Consider the following 17242-nt stretch of genomic DNA (forward strand, 5'->3'; position numbering starts at 1 on the left):
CTCACCCGGGGATATTATTCACCTTTCGGATTTTTTCCATCCTTTTTATCACCCGTTAGTTTTCCAATGGAGTCCCTCATATCCGTGTCGGCATCGATGTTCTTGATATTCATGTAATCCATCACACCGATATTGCCCGAACGGAGTGCTTCAGCCATAGCAAGTGGAACTTCTGCTTCCGCTTCCACTACCTTGGCTCTCATTTCTTCTACTCTGGCTTTCATTTCCTGTTCGTTCGCTACGGCCATCGCTCTTCTTTCTTCTGCTTTGGCCTGCGCAATGTTCTTATCCGCTTCTGCCTGTTCTGTCTGAAGTTCGGCACCGATATTCTTGCCGATATCGACATCCGCGATATCGATCGAAAGGATTTCAAATGCAGTACCGGCATCAAGACCTTTGGAGAGGACGGTCTGAGAAATCATATCCGGGTTTTCCAGAACCTTTTTATGATTATCGGATGAACCAATCGTAGAAACGATACCTTCACCTACACGGGCAACGATTGTTTCTTCGCCGGCTCCCCCGACAAGACGGTCAATGTTAGCGCGGACAGTGATACGTGCCTTTGCTTTCACTTCAATCCCGTCCATCGCCACACCGGCGATGAATGGTGTTTCGATCACTTTCGGATTAACACTCATTTGAACGGCTTCAAGGACGTCGCGTCCAGCGAGGTCGATCGCTGCACAGCGTTCAAAGGTCAATTCAATATTTGCACGGTGTGCGGCAATCAAAGCATTCACGACGCGATCGACGTTACCACCTGCAAGATAATGACTTTCAAGCTGATTGATGGTGACATTGATCCCGGCTTTGTGAGCTTTGATGAGCGGATTGATGACCCTGCTCGGGATAACCCGGCGGAGCCTCATCCCGATCAAGGTGAAGATGCTGATTCTCACGCCTGCCGCAATAGCTGAAATCCACAGCATGACAGGTACAAATGTAAATAATACAGCCAGTAGAATAAACCCTACTACAATGGCCACAATCAATAAAATGGTACTTGGTCCGATTACCATGTAATCATCCTCCTGAAAAATTATTATGATTTCCTCTTCAGTTCATCGTTATAGAACTAAAGGGTTTAAATCTGGATCCACTTTTTCATGACCTTTGGGCAAAAGCCTTTATGAAATGTCCCTCACCACGATCCGGGAACCTTCGACTTTCACGACTTTCACTTGTTGATTAACGGCGATATAACCGCCCTCGGTAACAGCATCGATTCTTTCATCTTCTATGATGATGGTCCCCGACGGCCGCAGCGGAGTTTTGGTCACGCCCGTCTTTCCGATGAGTTCCAATCTGTTCGTATTCGAGACATAACCGCTTTCGGTATTGGTTGAGTCTTTCAAAATAATCTTATTGAATAGTTTCATCTTCTTACCAAACACCTTTACAAATATAATCATGGCAATCACAGCAATCAATAACGCAATCAGAATGGAAATTCCCATTTGCATGATGTTCCCTCCCGCAAGCATGATACTGCCGATTACCGCAGCGGCCCCGAGGCCTCCCGCTATTCCGCCGGGAAGGAAGAATTCTGCGATGATCAGTATGATCCCGATTACAAAAAGAATGATCGTTTCATAACCGGCAAGACCCGCGACCAGATGGCCGTAGAAGAATAATAGCAGCGATACCAGACCGATGGAGCCGGCCACACCGAAGCCGGGTGAATATAACTCGACCACAAGCCCTAAACTCGCCAATGACAACAGAATGGGCACTACGATTGGATTCGTGATGAAGCGTGCCAGCTTCTCAGCAAACGATTCCTCCACAACCTGGACCGAAGCCTTATCAATCCCAAGCTCCCCATACAGCTCATCAAGGTTTTTGACCGTACCTTCTGAATAGCCGATTTTTTTGGCTTCCTTCGAGCCAAGAGTCAAAAGCTCACCTTTTTTAACTCCAAGTTCAGGGATTTCGACATTTTCGTCTGCCATGGCAAGCGCATAAAGCGGATCTCTGCCACTTGATTCAGCTGCACTCTTCATAGCCGACAGCCAATAGCTTTGGGCTTTTTTATCGGCTGCGTTCCCTGCTTGGTCGATGACTGCCGCGGAACCGATATGTCCATTCGGAACCATATAGATTTTATCCGCGTGCAGAGCGATGAATGCCCCTGCCGATAATGCATTGTTATTGACGAAGGCAACCGTATCGGCTTCCACACCATCTAGCAGCTGACCGATATCCCCGGCCGCATCGACCAGACCTCCAGGTGTATCGATATCAAAAATGATCGTTTCAGCCCCATTTTCCTCAGCATCCTCCAGTGCGCGTTGAAGAAATGCATGAAGGCCTTTTTCGACTTCTTTTTGAATGGGTATCACATAGACACTTTTATCCCCTTCGGCAAAACCGGACAGGGGAAGCAAAAAACTGAACCCAAGGATTATCATATAAAAGATCAGTATACTCCTTCTCACCTTAACCCCCTCGTTTCAATCATATTCCTTGCTAGTTTATGTACGAATGAACCATTTAAAAAGTTTCATTTTTTATAAAATAAAATTTTAAGGGTGAGAATGATGAATGAAAGGTCTTACATGAGAATCAAAAAAAACCGAGAAACGCACGGCTTCTCGGTTTTGGTTGTTATGATAGATGTTGAAGAACAAGTTTGTTGACGAGAGCTCCATCAGCTTTCCCTTTAACTTTAGGCATGATAGCCCCCATCACTTTACCCATGTCAGCCTTTGAAGAAGCACCAACCTCAACCATCGTTTCCTGAACAATGGCTGAAATCTCTTCTTCAGAAAGCTGTTTAGGCATATATATTTCGACGTAAGTCAGTTCTGTTTGAATTTTCTCTGCCAGATCGTCACGACCGGCTTTCGTAAATTCATGGAGGGAGTCTTTCCGTTGCTTGACTTCTCGAGAAAGGACAGTCAACTCTTCGTCTTCAGAGAGCTCCTGTTTTCCAAACTTAATGGCTTCATTTTGAAGTGCAGCCTTAAGCATGCGGATCACGGAAAGTTTCTCTTTTTCTTTATTTTTCATCGCTTGTTTCATATCATCATTTAAACGATTGAGAAGACTCATGGTTACACCCTCTCTTAGAACTTACGCTTTCTTGCAGCTTCTGATTTCTTTTTGCGTTTTACGCTTGGCTTTTCATAAAATTCGCGCTTTCTAAACTCTTGTAAAGTTCCTGTTTTAGAAACTGAGCGTTTGAAGCGACGAAGAGCATCTTCAAGCGATTCGTTTTTACGAACAACTGTTTTTGACATCTCTCTTTCCCTCCCTCCGAACACACTACACTTACATGTTCAAGTCAGAAAATGGATAGCACCATTTTTCCAAGGACAATAATCGTCCTTTTACTTTACCAATAGGTTTGGCTTAGCCCTTGTTTCTTTGTCACAAGGGGACAGAAAGTGTATGTCTTTCTTAGATGAATTTCTTGAAATATAAAGAAATCCATGTACTTTGCCATTATAATATATGTCTGCGTGCAGGTCAACAATTTCTGCGTAATTGCTTGTATTATTAGGCATGTCTCCCACCTTGCTCCCATACATTAGTGGTAAGCATGTACCGGAGTGGAGGGAGCAGTATCATGTTGAACCTTATTTTATTCATCTTGCTTATATTATGTTTCTTGTTGGGTATGCTCTGGCTTCGGTCTGGATTATTTAATATCGCAAGCATGAAAGTGAAGAAATGGCTTCATTTTCTCACTGACAACCCTGTCAAAGGGGCAGCCACCGGCACCGTTGTGACCGCATTCATTCACAGCAGCTCGGCAGTGATGGTCCTCACCGTCGGCCTTGCCTCTTCAGGAATCATTCCATTCAGACAGACTATCGGGATCATGCTCGGTTCAAATATCGGAACGACCTTTACTCTTGAAATGTTCACTTTGAATATGAATTATCTCATCGTACCTTCGATCATTATCGGGTGTATTCTGATCGCATTCAAAAAAGACACTTTAAGGAGTATCGGGTTCATCTTCACGGGTTTCGGTATGATCTTTGCATCCATTCAGGGAATTCAATGGGTTGCAGCACCCCTTACGACCCACCCCCTTCTCCATGCATACATTGAGAAAATGAACGATCATCTGCTGACCGCACTCCTCATAGGGTGCATCCTGACAGCCATCATCCAATCGAGCACCGTTGTCACCGGGGTCACGATGGGATTCCTTGCTGCACAGTCAATCGACCTCCATGCCGGCATCGCCATCATGCTTGGCGCTAATATCGGTACATGCATCACTGCATTCATCGCAAGCATAGGGGGCGGGGTGCAGGCAAGGCTGACGGCTTTTGCCCATATCTGGCTCAATGTAATCGGTGTACTGGTATTCATTCCTCTTATCCCGCTGCTGGGAACCATCGTCCAAGGGCTTGCCAGTTCACCTGACCTTCAGCTTGCACATGCAAGTGTAATTTTCAATCTGATCTGTTCCCTGCTGGTCCTCCCATTCGCCTATAAATTTGCCGGGTTTATTGAGAGAGTGCACCTGCGGAGATAACAGGCATACACTTTCCCCCGATGCCTGCTGATAAATATGAAAAAGCCGGATGATTTGGATTCATCCGGCTTTTACTTTCACTGATTAATAATCAGAATCACTTGTCAATCCTTGTACAATTTTCACACCTGAGCTTGCTCCAAGACGGGTCGCCCCCGCATCGATCATCGCCTGTGCATCTTCGGCAGAACGAACTCCGCCTGAAGCCTTGACGCCGATATCAGGTCCTACTGTCTTTCTCATCAGAGCGATATCTTCAACAGTAGCCCCGCCTGTCGAGAATCCAGTAGAAGTTTTCACATAATCCGCACCTGCTTCAACTGATAATTCACAAGCTTTAACTTTTTCTTCATCAGTCAACAGGCAAGTTTCAATGATGACTTTTGATAATGCTTTTCCTTTTGAAGCTGCAACAACAGCTTCAATGTCACGCTTCACCAGGTCGAAGTCGCCGCTCTTCAAAGCACCGATATTGATGACCATGTCCACTTCAGTTGCACCTTTTTCAATGGCATCCTTTGTTTCAAATGCTTTTGTTTCAGGAGTGGAAGCTCCTAGTGGGAAGCCGATTACAGTGCAGACCTTAACTTCTGTACCTTTTAAAAGTTCGCTTGAATAGTTCACCCAAGTCGGATTCACGCATACAGATGCAAACTTGAATTCTTTCGCTTCCTGGCAAAGAACTTCAACTTGATCTTTCGTTGATTCTGGTTTAAGTAAAGTATGATCGATCATACTTGCAATATTCATAGTCATATCTCTCCTTTAACAGTTGTCCGTACCTCTAATATGATACCAAAACAGACAATAAAAAACGAGTTTTTATTTTAGGATATCCCGTTTTTTTGCTGGGAATGTATCTTTTTTGTAAGTGGTTACATTAAGTGGTATGTTCTTTCAAAAAAAGCTGCCGGTCGTCATCCCCGGCAGCTTCTCTACATTATCATTTTACCCGATAGACTCTCGCTTCGTATGGCTTTAAGTTCAATTCGCTTGCAGAAGTATGTGCTTCGACTGCGTGATTTGCCAGCAGCAGGTTTTCGGATGATACCTTGAAATCAAGTTCACAAACGGCATCTGCAGTTGAAAGGTTTGTCACCACAAGCATTTTGTCCTTTTCACCGGTGCGTGTGTATGCGTAAATCTGTTCGTCTTCAGGGAGAAGCAGGTCATAAATCCCATATGTGAAGACATCTTCTTCTTTCTTGAGTGAAATCATTTTCTTATAGAAAGAAAGGATCGAGTGCTCATCCTTCTCCTGAGCTTTTACATTGATTGTTTTATAATTCGGATTCACCTTCATCCATGGTGTACCGGTTGTAAAACCGCTGTTTTCTTCACCTGACCATTGCATCGGTGTGCGGCTGTTGTCCCTGGATGAAGCCCATATGATTTCCATGATATCCTCATGCTTCACGCCTTCTTCGCGTTTTAACCTGTACAGATTCTTCACGGCAACATCATCGTAGTCTTCGATGGAAGGGAAGTGGACATTGGTCATTCCGATTTCCTGACCCTGATAGATGAACGGGGTCCCCTGCATCAGGAAGTACATCGCTGCCATTGCCGTGGCGCTCTCTTTCCAGTATTCCTGATCGTTCCCCCATGTCGAAACGACACGGGCCTTATCATGATTCTCAATGAAAAGGGCATTCCAGCCATTACCTTCAAGACCCTTTTGCCAGCGGGTCAGGACTTTCTTCAGTTCCACGATATCCAGATCCGGGTTTGTTTCGGCATCCCATAATCCCAAATGCTCAAACTGGAATATCATATCCATTTTCCCGTTTTCTTTTCCGACCCACAGCTCCGCCTCATCAGCCTTTACTCCGTTTGCTTCGCCGACCGTCATGACATCATAGTTCGAATACGTACGGTCTTTGAATTCTTGAAGAAAAGTGTGAATACCTTTTTGATTCATATGCATATCAAATGAAGACACATACTTTTTCTTTTTAGGGTTGGGCATATCAGGGAGACCCGGTCGCTTTTTAATATGGCTGATTGCATCGATGCGGAATCCGTCGATCCCTTTGTCAAGCCACCAGTTTACTGTGTCGTACAAAGCATCGCGGACTTCTTCATTTTCCCAGTTCAGATCAGGCTGTTTGGTTGAAAATACGTGAAGGAAGTACTGATCGGTCTTATCATCATACTTCCAGGCAGAACCTCCGAAAATACTTTCCCAGTTATTCGGTTCCCTGCCTCCTTTGGCGTCCCGCCAAATATACCAGTCGCGCTTCGGATTATCCTTTGAGCTTGCTGATTCAATGAACCATGGATGCTCATCACTAGTATGATTGAGTACAAGATCGATGATCAGTTTCATATCACGGCTGTGTACTTCTTCCAGCAGTTGATCAAAATCTTCCATCGTTCCAAAATCTTCCATTATATCTTGATAATCGGAAATATCATATCCGTTGTCATCATTAGGTGACTTATACATCGGACAGATCCAAATGACATCTATACCCAGGTCTTTAATATAATCAAGCCGCTGAATGACTCCCTGCAGATCTCCAATCCCGTCCCCATTTGAATCCTGAAAACTCCTTGGATAAATCTGATAGCCGACAGCTTCTCTTCGCCATGCCTTTTCCATCGTAACACCTCATCAAATTATTATAAGTACAAACGCTTACATTTTGTTTTTGCCAAATATCTCTTCAGTGGAACTTCTTACTGGTGCACTTGGCTTGCTGCGCCTCAACAGTCGTGGTTACAACAAGCGTAACCAATGCGCAATCGTTTGCACGAAATAGCTAAAAAAAATAAAATACCTCTTTGATATGAACATTACTAGTTTACAACCTAAATCCTTTCTTAGCAATAGATAATTTTTAGAAAGTGGTTGATGGAAGCTGGAAGCAGGGGGATATGGTTTCACTAAATTAGAATTATTATATTAGAGGATATTTTCGTGAATTAGAGCATAAAACTTTGATTTGGAGCATATATTTTCGATTTGGAGCATAAAGCTCCAGATTCAAGCATATATAACCAGCTCCCCTATATGTCCCCGGCAAAATATGCCTGTACCTTAAAAAATACAGAATTCCTTCGAAAGCTCACACTTCCGTAGGAATTCTGCATAAAAATTATTTAAATCGCAGCTTTTTTACTGCTGTTTTCATTATGATCTTCGAGCACCCGCACAAACTGACCTTCATTAAGCGGATAACCTGCTTTGGTGATCTTCACTTTAACAAGCTGACCGATCATTTCTTCCGTGGCAGGGAAGACGACTTTCAGGTAATTGTCTGTATAACCTACATAGCGGCCGTCATCATATACTTCTTCAGGGATGGCTTCAAGCACTTCATCCTCAAAGTTTGACGCATATTCTTTTGCCAGTTGATTCGATAGTTCAATCAGGCGGTGAACGCGCTCATTTTTCACTTCTTCATCAATCTGGTCATCCATACGCGCGGCCGGTGTGCCGGTACGCTTGGAATATGGGAATACATGAAGCTCTGAAAATTTATGTTCTTTAATGAAATTGTAAGTTTCCATGAATTCTTCTTCTGTCTCACCGGGGAATCCGACGATGACATCAGATGTTACAGCCAGACCAGGAAGTGCTTTTTTAAGCTTTTCAAGTCTTTCTGCAAAGAATTCCATTGTGTACTTTCTGCGCATTCTCTTGAGGACCGTATTGGATCCCGATTGAAGGGGAACGTGCAGATGACGGACTACGATATTCGATTGATCGATCACTTCGATGACTTCATCCGTCAGCTGACTGGCTTCAATGGAGGAAATACGGATCCGCTTCAAGCCTTTTACATTTTGCTCAAGATCGCGAAGAAGCATGGCAAGATTATAGTCTTTCATGTCCTCTCCATACCCGCCTGTGTGGATGCCGGTCAATACGATTTCCTTGTAGCCTGCATCGACAAGCTGCTGAGCCTGTTTCACCACTTCTTCAGGGTCACGGGATCTCATCAAACCGCGTGCCCATGGAATGATGCAGAATGTACAGAAGTTATTGCAGCCTTCCTGAATCTTCAGGGAAGCGCGTGTACGGTCCGTGAACGCAGGTACATCAAGTTCTTCATACACACGGTTCTTCATGATATTGGTTACGCCATTGATCGGCTGACGTTCCTGTTTGTATTCATCGATATACTCCAGCATCTTGCGGCGGTCCTGGGTCCCGACGACAACATCTACTCCCGGGATGGCCATGATTTCGCCTGGTGATGTCTGGGCATAGCATCCTGTGACACAGATGACGCCGTCAGGATTCTTTCTGATCGCACGGCGGATGACCTGTCTGCTTTTCTTGTCGCCGGTATTCGTTACAGTACATGTATTAATGACATAAACATCGGCTATTGAATCATAGTCGACACGTTCATATCCTTCTTCTTTGAATAATTGCCAAATGGCTTCCGTCTCATAGTGGTTCACTTTACAGCCTAATGTGTGAAACGCTACTGATGGCATTACAATCACCTCATTAATTCTAATTGATAGCTCATGGCGGAAAGAACATACAAAGGAGCCGTCTCTGTCCGTAAGATCCTCGGACCAAGACCGCATATTAAAAAGCCTTCCTGCCTGCAGCGTCCGACCTCATCTTCAGTCAAACCGCCCTCCGGACCGAACACAACAAGGATGCTCTCTCCTTCATTGACAGTACCCAGGGTCTTAGAAAGATTGCTTTTCTCCCCGGACCGTGCCTCTTCTTCGTAAGCCACAAGTGTATAGTCAAATTGCTTACTCAGAGTCAATAATTCTTTAAATGAAACGGGGGAAGAAACGGAAGGCACGACATTCCTGTGAGACTGCTCTGCCGCTTCCTTCACGATCTTTTCCCAGCGGTCGAGTTTTTTCTTCGCCTTTTTTTCATCCCATTTCACGATGGAGCGATCCGCGGTAAAAGGGATAAATTGATCTGCCCCAAGCTCCGTTCCCTTTTGGAAGATTAGTTCCAATTTATCCCCTTTCGGCAGCCCGCTCGCAATAGCAACCTTGACTGGAAGCTCTTTCGAATCTGTTTCCCATTCTACTACCACGGCTTCCACCGAGTCACTGGAAATCGTTTCAATTCGGGCAACAGCAGAGGATTGATCGGGGAACACCACAAAGATATGGTCATCTTCTTTCATCCGCATGACACGTACAATATGATGATAATCTTCCCCGGTAATGATGACCGGAGAAGATTCACTGTATCGTTTATGAATGAAATATCGCTGCATGCTGCCTCACTCCACCATAGGTTTTTGAGCAATGATGGCTACCCAGTCTTCCATCACCATTACTTCTTCAATCAGGAACCCTGCATGTTCAAGGGCTTCCTTTACCTCTTGTTTCTTGGGCTGGATGATTCCTGATGTGATGAAATATCCGCCCGGCTTCACAAGCTGAAATGCATCTTCTGTAAAGCGCAGGATGATTTCCGCCAAAATATTGGCTACGATGACATCTGCCTCAGCCGCAATACCGTTCAAAAGATTATTTTGATCAACCGTTACCCTGTCCTGTACTTTATTCAGCTTAACATTTAATCGCGCTGATTTCACGGCTACCTCGTCAAGGTCATAGGCTTTCACTTCGGAAGCAGCCAGCATCGCAGCAGCGATGGACAGGACACCTGACCCCGTTCCTACATCAATCACCGAGTCCTGCGGCTTCACGATGCGTTCAAGTGCCTGGATGCACATGACAGTGGTCGGATGTGTACCTGTTCCAAATGCCATCCCCGGATCGAGTTCGATAATCAGTTCATCACTGTGCACCGGTGTATAGTCCTCCCAGGTAGGCACAATCGTGAATTTATCTGAAATTTTCACAGGGTGGTAATATTTCTTCCATGCCGTGGCCCACTCCTCTTCATTCACTTCCGATATCTCGACTTTGTTTTCACCAATGTCGATATCATAAGTCACGAGATTCGTGATTCCCTGCTTGATTTCTTCCACCGTTTCCCCCAGGAAACTATTGACGGGTAAATAGGCCTTTACCAAAACGCCTTCACTTGGATAATCATCAGGATTGAGTTGGTAGATCTCCCCGAACATGTCCTCTCTTTCTTTTATCAAGTCAAACGGGTCTTCGATGACGACTCCGCTTGCCCCTGATTCATGCAGGATATGTGAGACCGGTTCAATTGCTTCGTTTGTTGTAAGGATGCTAATTTCTGACCATTTCATTGATCTACCAACTCCGTTCTGAGTTATTCGCCTTTAAAGGCTTTTTTTACTTTGTCAAAAAAGCTTTCGTGCTGTTCGTCCGGCACCTGGCCGCTGATATCAGCAAATTCTCTTAAAAGCTGTTTTTGTTTTTCAGTCAATTTAGTAGGTGTGACGACCTTCACTTGGACATTCTGATCTCCAGTGCCATAACCACGGACATTAGGAACCCCTTTGCCTTTCAGTCTGAACCTGGTTCCTGTCTGTGTTCCGGCAGGCACCTTCAATTTGACCTTGCCGTGCAATGTAGGGACTTCAATCTCATCCCCCAGCGCCGCTTGTGCGAAAGTGACAGGCATTTCACAGTAGATGTCGTCGCCGTTACGCTCAAAGAAGTCGTGCGAACGCACATGGAAAACGACATAAAGATCTCCAGGAGGACCTCCGTTGACGCCCGGCTCACCTTGCCCGGTAACACGAAGCTGTTGTCCATCGTCGATGCCTGCAGGGATCTTCACATTGATTTTTCGGCGTTTTTGAACTTTTCCTGCTCCGCCGCATGTAGAACATTTTTCTTTGATCTCTTTTCCTGTACCGTTACAGTAATGGCATACACGTCTGTTTACAATGCGTCCGAACGGAGTGTTCTGTTCAACATTCAATTGCCCGGATCCATTACAATGTGAGCATGTATGGACTTTCGTGCCGGGTTTCGCTCCTGTGCCGTGGCATGTATCACATTCTTCTTCTTTTGGTATTTCAATTTCTGTTTCTTTTCCGAACACGGCTTCTTCAAATTTCAGGGACATCGTATATTGGAGATCTGCACCCTGTCTCGGTGCGTTGGGATCTCTCCTGCGTCCTCCGCCCCCGCCGAAGAAGGTATTGAAGATATCTTCAAAGCCGCCGAAACCGCCGCCTCCAAAGTCGGCTCCTCCGCCGAATCCCTGGTTTGGATCAGTGTGGCCGAAACGGTCATATTGAGCACGTTTTTGATCATCGCTCAACACTTCATAGGCTTCTGATATTTCTTTGAACTTTTGGTCTGCATCCGCCTCTTTATTAATATCAGGATGATATTTTTTGGAGAGTTTGCGGTATGCTTTTTTTATTTCATCTTTAGAGGCGCCTTTTCCGACACCCAGAACTTCATAATAGTCCCGTTTACTCATAAAAACACCACTCCCGAATCGTTTGCATAAAGGTTATTTTAACATTGAGCTCCAATGATTATCAATAAAAACAATAGAAACGTTAAGAAATATACATACTCATAGAAAAAGCCAAAGCCAAGAACCGTCCTGACTTTGACTTTTTCATTCATTGCTCTTATTTCTTATCGTCGTTTACTTCTTCATACTCAGCATCTACGACATCATCGTCCTGCTTGGCTTGACCTTCTTCTCCTTGAGCTGCCTGCGCATCCGCCTGGGCTTGCTCATACAGCTTCATAGTCAATGCCTGAACGATTTCCTGTAGTGCATCTTTCTTTTCACGGATAAGATCAAGATCGTCTTTTTCGATCGCTTCTTTCAGTTCAGCTTTCGCATCTTCCGCTTTTTTCACTTCTGCTTCGTCCACTTTGCCTTCAAGATCTTTAAGCGTTTTTTCCGTTTGGAATACTAATTGATCTGCTTCATTGCGAAGTTCAACTTCTTCCTTGCGCTTTTTATCCGCTTCGGCGTTTTCTTCCGCTTCTTTTACCATGCGTTCTACTTCATCTTCAGAAAGACCTGTAGAAGATTTGATCGTGATGTTTTGCTCTTTGCCTGTTCCAAGGTCTTTGGCGCTGACATTCACGATACCGTTTTTATCAATATCGAATTTAACTTCGATTTGCGGTACTCCGCGCGGTGCCGGCGGGATATCAGACAATTGGAAACGGCCAAGCGTTTTGTTGTCTGCTGCCATCGGACGCTCACCTTGAAGTACATGGATATCAACAGCGGTCTGGTTGTCAGCTGCAGTTGAGAATACTTGGGATTTGGAAGTCGGGATCGTCGTATTGCGCTCGATCAGCTTCGTAGATACTCCTCCCATTGTTTCAATACCAAGAGAAAGTGGTGTCACGTCAAGAAGTACTACATCTTTAACGTCTCCTGTAAGGACTCCACCTTGGATCGCTGCACCCATTGCTACTACTTCATCAGGGTTAACACCTTTAGAAGGCTCTTTGCCAGTTTCTTTTCTGATTGCTTCCTGAACTGCAGGGATACGAGTTGAACCACCAACAAGGATGATTTTATCGATTTCGCTTGCAGAAAGACCTGCATCTTTCATCGCCTGGCGAGTTGGTCCCATTGTGCGTTCTACAAGATCAGAAGAAAGTTCTTCGAATTTCGCTCTTGTCAGGTTTACTTCCAAGTGCAGGGGACCTGCTTCACCTGCTGTGATGAAAGGAAGAGAGATTTGTGTTGATGTAACACCTGAAAGGTCTTTCTTCGCTTTCTCGGCTGCATCTTTAAGGCGCTGCAGGGCCATTTTATCTTTAGAAAGATCGATTCCGTTTTCTTTCTTGAATTCTGCTACTAAGTAATCGATGATCACTTGGTCGAAGTCATCTCCGCCTAAACGGTTGTCACCGGCTGTTGAGCGCACTTCGAATACACCGTCGCCAAGTTCAAGGATGGATACGTCGAATGTACCGCCGCCAAGGTCGTATACAAGGATCGTCTGATCTTCGTCCATTTTATCCAAACCGTATGCAAGTGCAGCGGCAGTCGGTTCGTTGATGATACGTTCAACTTCAAGACCTGCGATTTTACCAGCATCTTTTGTTGCCTGGCGTTCCGCGTCATTGAAATAAGCAGGTACTGTAATGACCGCTTTTTCAACTTTTTCACCAAGATAGTCTTCTGCATATGATTTCAAATGCTGAAGGATCATGGCAGATATTTCCTGAGGAGTATATTCTTTGCCTTCCGCCTCTACTTTGTGATCAGTTCCCATATGGCGCTTCACTGATATGATCGTGTTCGGGTTCGTAATTGCTTGACGTTTTGCAACTTCCCCTACTTGTTTTTCACCATTTTTAAATGCAACGACTGAAGGTGTGGTGCGGTTGCCTTCCGCGTTTGCAATTACTTTTGGTTCTCCGCCTTCAAGCACGGATACACAAGAGTTTGTTGTACCTAAGTCAATACCGATAATTTTACTCATCGTCATTTTACCTCCCTGTATGATATGTAATGTCTATTATTGATTTACTTTAACCATTGATGGACGGATTACCCTGTCCTTAAGCTTGTAACCTTTTTGGAACTCTTCTACGACGATATTGCTGCCGTAATTTTCATCTTCTGTCTGCATGACAGCTTGGTGAAGATGAGGATCAAATTCCTGGCCGACCGCCTCGATCGGTTCCACACCTTCCTTCTTCAAGGCTTCAATCAGGCTGCGGTGAACCATTTCCATCCCTTGAAGGAGTGTTTTCGTTTGATCATTATCAACTTCTATATTCAAGGCACGTTCAAAATTATCCAGTGCCGGTAAAAGTTCAGAGATAAGAGATTGAGCACGATATTTTTCCTTCGCTTCATTTTCTGCATTTATGCGGCGGCGGAAATTATCAAAGTCTGCTCTTAATCGAAGATAACGATTTTCAGATTCATCAAGCTTTTCCTGCAGTTGAGAAAGCTCATCTGATTCCTGTTCCCCAGACTCCTGAGGCTCTTCGGCGAATACTTCTTCGACAACCTCTTCGTTGTCAGCCTTCGCTTGATCTTGTTCTTCCTGCTGATTCTTTGTTTCTTCAGACATCACGTTCACCTCCTTACAAAAATGTTCGGCGTTTTCCCGTAATAAAGCCGCGGAATCAAGCGATTCCGGGCATGATAATCCTTTATACAATATGTCCACTAATCCTTGCTTTGATACAGTTTCGTCAAGACCTGCGACATATCGTTCGAAAAGAAATTAAGTAAGCTTACAACCCTCGAATATTCCATTCGTGTCGGTCCGATGATTGCAATGGAACCTAATTGCTCTTTGCCTATTGAATACGTTGCCGTTATAAGACTGCAATTCTCCATGGCAAGATGATCATTCTCTTTCCCGATTTTAATATTCAATCCGGTAGCAGACGGACGGATGAGATTATAGACACTCTCTTCCTGCTCAATCATCTCAAGCAGCATCCGGACTTTCTGTATATCATTGAACTCAGGTTGATTGAGAATGTTTGTCTTGCCCCCAAAGAACAACTTGTCGGTAACCGTAGAGTTAATGGAGTCCGTAATCGAATGCAGGATAAAATCATAGTTCTGGATGTGTTCTTTTAATAGAATCGCCACCTCTTTCAAGATTTTATCGTTCAATTCGTTCAATGGCACCCCTGTCAAACGGTCATTCAGGATATGGACCAATTTTTCAAGCTCCGCTGCATCCATTGCCGGCGGGATATGGAACAATTTATTTTCCACATGTCCGTTATCCGTCACGATGATGGCAATCGCGGTATCCTGGTTGAGCGGAACGAGCTGGATTTTCTTCAACTTGTTTTCCTTTAACTCAGGTCCCAATACGATTGTCGTATAATTCGTCAGCTCGGAAAGGATCTTTGCCGACTTTTGCACGACTTTCTCGAGTTCATATATCCTTTCTGAAAAAATCGAGCGCAGCGCATGTACATCCTGCTTCTGCAGTTTCTGCGGAGCTAGCAGGTGATCCACGTAATAGCGGTATCCTTTTTCAGACGGAACCCTGCCTGAAGAGGTATGGGTCTTTTCAATGAAGCCCAGATCCTCAAGATCAGCCATCTCATTGCGGATGGTGGCAGAGCTGAATGAAATCTCATCCTTTTTGGATAAACTCCGTGAGCCGACCGGCTGGGCCGAAAGGATAAAATCGTCAATGATAACTTGAAGAATTAGAAGTTGTCGATCTGTTAACAACATTCATCACCTCTGTTAGCACTCTGTTGTGATGAGTGCTAAATCTAATTAATAAATTATCAAATCAGATTGTGGATGTCAATATATTAGATTTGGTGTTTTTCTTAAACTTGTCATCCTTCTTTATACCAGTACATCTCTCACTTTTACCGCCACTGAACACCGCTGTTGATTTCCGTGGAAGACTTCGCTTTCCGCTGGCGGTTGGTGAGCCTCCTCGTCGCTTCGCTCCTGCGGGTTAGAAAAGCGGAAGGGCTTTGGTCAGAGGCGGGTGGCATAAGGCGAATCGTCCACGAAGGCGTTCTTTGCCTTCTTGGGCGAGTTGACTTATGACATGTGCCTCTAAGCCCTGGAGCTGGACAAGTCTCACCTAACACGCTTTTCCCGCAGGAGTCTTCGTCTTCCACTCCAATCAACTGCTGTGGCCGGTTAAAAAACGCAAATAGCGTTAACAGGAAGAGTTGTTAAGGCCTTTTACAATCAACTTTTTTTATAGTTGCATCAATTAAATTACGCCAAGAAAAGCTTGAAAGACTTCGTTGCCCAAGAATCGTCCCTGTTTTGTCAAGGCGACATGTTCATCGTCGACCAGCAGGAGTTTGCGGTTCTGCATTTCTTCTAGTGATGATTGGAAAACTGATTCGATTGGGCAGCCGAATTTTTTGGAGAAAACGGATTTGCTTACGCCTTCTGTTTTTCGGAGGCCGAGGAACATTTCCTCTTCCATCATTTCTCCCCTGGTTACGTTGTGTTCCTGAATTGTCGGTACATTCCCGGCTGCTATGGGTTCCATATATTTTTTCAGCGGTCCGAAGTTTGAATATCGTACTCCGTTTATATATCCGTGTGCACCCGCGCCTAAACCATAATATTCATTGTTGTCCCAATAAACCAGATTGTGTTTGCTTTCATAGCCTTCTTTAGCGAAGTTGCTGATTTCATATTGATTGATCCCGTATTTCTCCATCGTTTCAATCAACACTTCATACATAGCCGCTTCCTGTTCCTGTGACGGAAGCGATAATTTGCCCTTGCGCATCAGATTATAAAAGACGGTCTTTGGCTCTACGATCAGCGAGTATGCCGAATAGTGAGGAAGCTCAAGTTCAAGAGCCTTAATAAGTGTGTCCCTGAAATCTTCTTCCGTCTGCTTCGGAAGGCTGTAGATCAAATCAATGCTGATGTTTGTAAAACCGACTTTCTGGGCCGATTCCACTGAGGAATACACGTCCTTACTCTTGTGGCTTCTGCCGATTCCCTTCAGCAGTTCATCATTGAAAGACTGGACGCCGAAGCTTAATCGATTAACGCCATGTTCTTTCAAAACCCTGAGTTTGTCTTCCGTTAGATCTCCCGGGTTCGCCTCAAATGTGAACTCCCCTTTTGAAAACGGCAGATTATTGTTGATTTCCCTGCACAACTTATCCAATTGTTTGGCACTCAGGGCAGTAGGGGTACCGCCGCCAACGAAAATCGTGTCCAATTCATTATTTTTATTTACCCGCTGCCTCATTTCCCGTCCCAGCATTTCAAGATATTCATCCACCGGCTGTCCCTGCATGAATACTTTATTGAAATCACAATAATGGCAAATATGTTCGCAGAACGGTATATGGATGTAAGCTGATTTCGCCAACTTCAATCCCTCCTTTTCCTACACTCATAGAGAAAAGGGGGTAAGCAGAACTTGTGAAACAAGCCTCTTCCCC

General features: G+C 44.6%; 15 protein-coding genes. 1 reads left to right on the forward strand and 14 read right to left on the reverse strand.

Annotation, left to right across the window (positions count from 1 at the left end; all coding sequences use genetic code 11):
- Nucleotides 1-14 precede the first annotated feature (14 nt).
- The 4 genes from floA to rpsU form a co-directional block, all read right to left on the reverse strand.
- Nucleotides 15-1022, reverse strand: a complete 1008-nt coding sequence (floA, locus tag BHE18_RS12820) for a flotillin-like protein FloA (RefSeq protein WP_232353888.1) — start codon at nucleotides 1020-1022, stop codon at nucleotides 15-17.
- A 108-nt stretch (nucleotides 1023-1130) separates the two neighbouring features.
- Nucleotides 1131-2441, reverse strand: coding sequence for an NfeD family protein (locus tag BHE18_RS12825; protein ID WP_071618962.1), 1311 nt, complete (start codon nucleotides 2439-2441; stop codon nucleotides 1131-1133).
- A gap of 169 nt (nucleotides 2442-2610) precedes the next feature.
- Nucleotides 2611-3057 carry a GatB/YqeY domain-containing protein gene (locus tag BHE18_RS12830; RefSeq protein WP_071618963.1) on the reverse strand — a complete coding sequence of 149 codons (447 nt, stop codon included), beginning with the start codon at nucleotides 3055-3057 and terminating at the stop codon, nucleotides 2611-2613.
- A 14-nt stretch (nucleotides 3058-3071) separates the two neighbouring features.
- On the reverse strand, nucleotides 3072-3245 hold the full coding sequence (rpsU, locus tag BHE18_RS12835; RefSeq protein WP_032087602.1) for a 30S ribosomal protein S21: 174 nt from the start codon (nucleotides 3243-3245) through the stop codon (nucleotides 3072-3074).
- 329 nt (nucleotides 3246-3574) lie between these two features.
- On the opposite strand from rpsU, the gene BHE18_RS12840 reads away from it, so the two are divergent.
- Nucleotides 3575-4498: a Na/Pi symporter gene (locus BHE18_RS12840; RefSeq protein WP_071618964.1), complete on the forward strand. Its 924-nt coding sequence runs from the start codon at nucleotides 3575-3577 to the stop codon at nucleotides 4496-4498.
- 84 nt (nucleotides 4499-4582) lie between these two features.
- Here BHE18_RS12840 and deoC read toward each other — a convergent pair whose 3' ends face one another.
- The 10 genes from deoC to hemW form a co-directional block, all read right to left on the reverse strand.
- Nucleotides 4583-5254 (reverse strand): deoxyribose-phosphate aldolase, encoded by a 672-nt coding sequence (deoC, locus tag BHE18_RS12845; RefSeq protein ID WP_071618965.1) that lies wholly within the window; start codon nucleotides 5252-5254, stop codon nucleotides 4583-4585.
- Nucleotides 5255-5441: 187 nt separating this feature from the next.
- A complete protein-coding gene (locus tag BHE18_RS12850; protein WP_071618966.1) occupies nucleotides 5442-7103 on the reverse strand; it encodes a glycoside hydrolase family 13 protein in 1662 nt (553 codons plus the stop codon).
- A gap of 500 nt (nucleotides 7104-7603) precedes the next feature.
- Nucleotides 7604-8950, reverse strand: a complete 1347-nt coding sequence (gene mtaB, locus BHE18_RS12855) for a tRNA (N(6)-L-threonylcarbamoyladenosine(37)-C(2))-methylthiotransferase MtaB (RefSeq protein ID WP_071618967.1) — start codon at nucleotides 8948-8950, stop codon at nucleotides 7604-7606.
- A gap of 5 nt (nucleotides 8951-8955) precedes the next feature.
- The gene (locus tag BHE18_RS12860; RefSeq protein WP_071618968.1) at nucleotides 8956-9708 is read right to left on the reverse strand and encodes a 16S rRNA (uracil(1498)-N(3))-methyltransferase; all 753 of its coding nucleotides are present in this window, start codon (nucleotides 9706-9708) and stop codon (nucleotides 8956-8958) included.
- A gap of 6 nt (nucleotides 9709-9714) precedes the next feature.
- Nucleotides 9715-10662 (reverse strand): 50S ribosomal protein L11 methyltransferase, encoded by a 948-nt coding sequence (prmA, locus tag BHE18_RS12865; RefSeq protein ID WP_071618969.1) that lies wholly within the window; start codon nucleotides 10660-10662, stop codon nucleotides 9715-9717.
- Between the two features lie 23 nt (nucleotides 10663-10685).
- A complete protein-coding gene (dnaJ, locus tag BHE18_RS12870; protein WP_071618970.1) occupies nucleotides 10686-11813 on the reverse strand; it encodes a molecular chaperone DnaJ in 1128 nt (375 codons plus the stop codon).
- 157 nt (nucleotides 11814-11970) lie between these two features.
- Entirely contained in the window at nucleotides 11971-13800 is a 1830-nt protein-coding gene (dnaK, locus tag BHE18_RS12875) for a molecular chaperone DnaK (protein ID WP_058297819.1), read from the reverse strand.
- Between the two features lie 36 nt (nucleotides 13801-13836).
- Entirely contained in the window at nucleotides 13837-14400 is a 564-nt protein-coding gene (gene grpE, locus BHE18_RS12880) for a nucleotide exchange factor GrpE (RefSeq protein ID WP_071618971.1), read from the reverse strand.
- 98 nt (nucleotides 14401-14498) lie between these two features.
- On the reverse strand, nucleotides 14499-15533 hold the full coding sequence (gene hrcA / locus BHE18_RS12885; protein ID WP_071618972.1) for a heat-inducible transcriptional repressor HrcA: 1035 nt from the start codon (nucleotides 15531-15533) through the stop codon (nucleotides 14499-14501).
- 505 nt (nucleotides 15534-16038) lie between these two features.
- Nucleotides 16039-17169, reverse strand: coding sequence for a radical SAM family heme chaperone HemW (hemW, locus tag BHE18_RS12890; protein ID WP_071618973.1), 1131 nt, complete (start codon nucleotides 17167-17169; stop codon nucleotides 16039-16041).
- Between the last annotated feature and the right edge of the window lie 73 nt (nucleotides 17170-17242).

The organism is Rossellomorea aquimaris (genome assembly GCF_001877785.1).
GTDB classification, from domain to species: Bacteria; Bacillota; Bacilli; order Bacillales; family Bacillaceae_B; genus Rossellomorea; species Rossellomorea aquimaris_A.

Coding starts and splice junctions, on each gene's coding strand:
- rpsU (WP_032087602.1), bottom strand. CDS start 3,245: ATGTCAAAAACAGTTGTTCGTAAAAACGAATCGCTTGAAGATGCTCTT.
- BHE18_RS12840 (WP_071618964.1), top strand. CDS start 3,575: ATGTTGAACCTTATTTTATTCATCTTGCTTATATTATGTTTCTTGTTG.
- floA (WP_232353888.1), bottom strand. CDS start 1,022: ATGGTAATCGGACCAAGTACCATTTTATTGATTGTGGCCATTGTAGTA.
- BHE18_RS12850 (WP_071618966.1), bottom strand. CDS start 7,103: ATGGAAAAGGCATGGCGAAGAGAAGCTGTCGGCTATCAGATTTATCCA.
- mtaB (WP_071618967.1), bottom strand. CDS start 8,950: ATGCCATCAGTAGCGTTTCACACATTAGGCTGTAAAGTGAACCACTAT.
- BHE18_RS12830 (WP_071618963.1), bottom strand. CDS start 3,057: ATGAGTCTTCTCAATCGTTTAAATGATGATATGAAACAAGCGATGAAA.
- grpE (WP_071618971.1), bottom strand. CDS start 14,400: ATGTCTGAAGAAACAAAGAATCAGCAGGAAGAACAAGATCAAGCGAAG.
- dnaK (WP_058297819.1), bottom strand. CDS start 13,800: ATGAGTAAAATTATCGGTATTGACTTAGGTACAACAAACTCTTGTGTA.
- dnaJ (WP_071618970.1), bottom strand. CDS start 11,813: ATGAGTAAACGGGACTATTATGAAGTTCTGGGTGTCGGAAAAGGCGCC.
- deoC (WP_071618965.1), bottom strand. CDS start 5,254: ATGACTATGAATATTGCAAGTATGATCGATCATACTTTACTTAAACCA.
- BHE18_RS12860 (WP_071618968.1), bottom strand. CDS start 9,708: ATGCAGCGATATTTCATTCATAAACGATACAGTGAATCTTCTCCGGTC.
- prmA (WP_071618969.1), bottom strand. CDS start 10,662: ATGAAATGGTCAGAAATTAGCATCCTTACAACAAACGAAGCAATTGAA.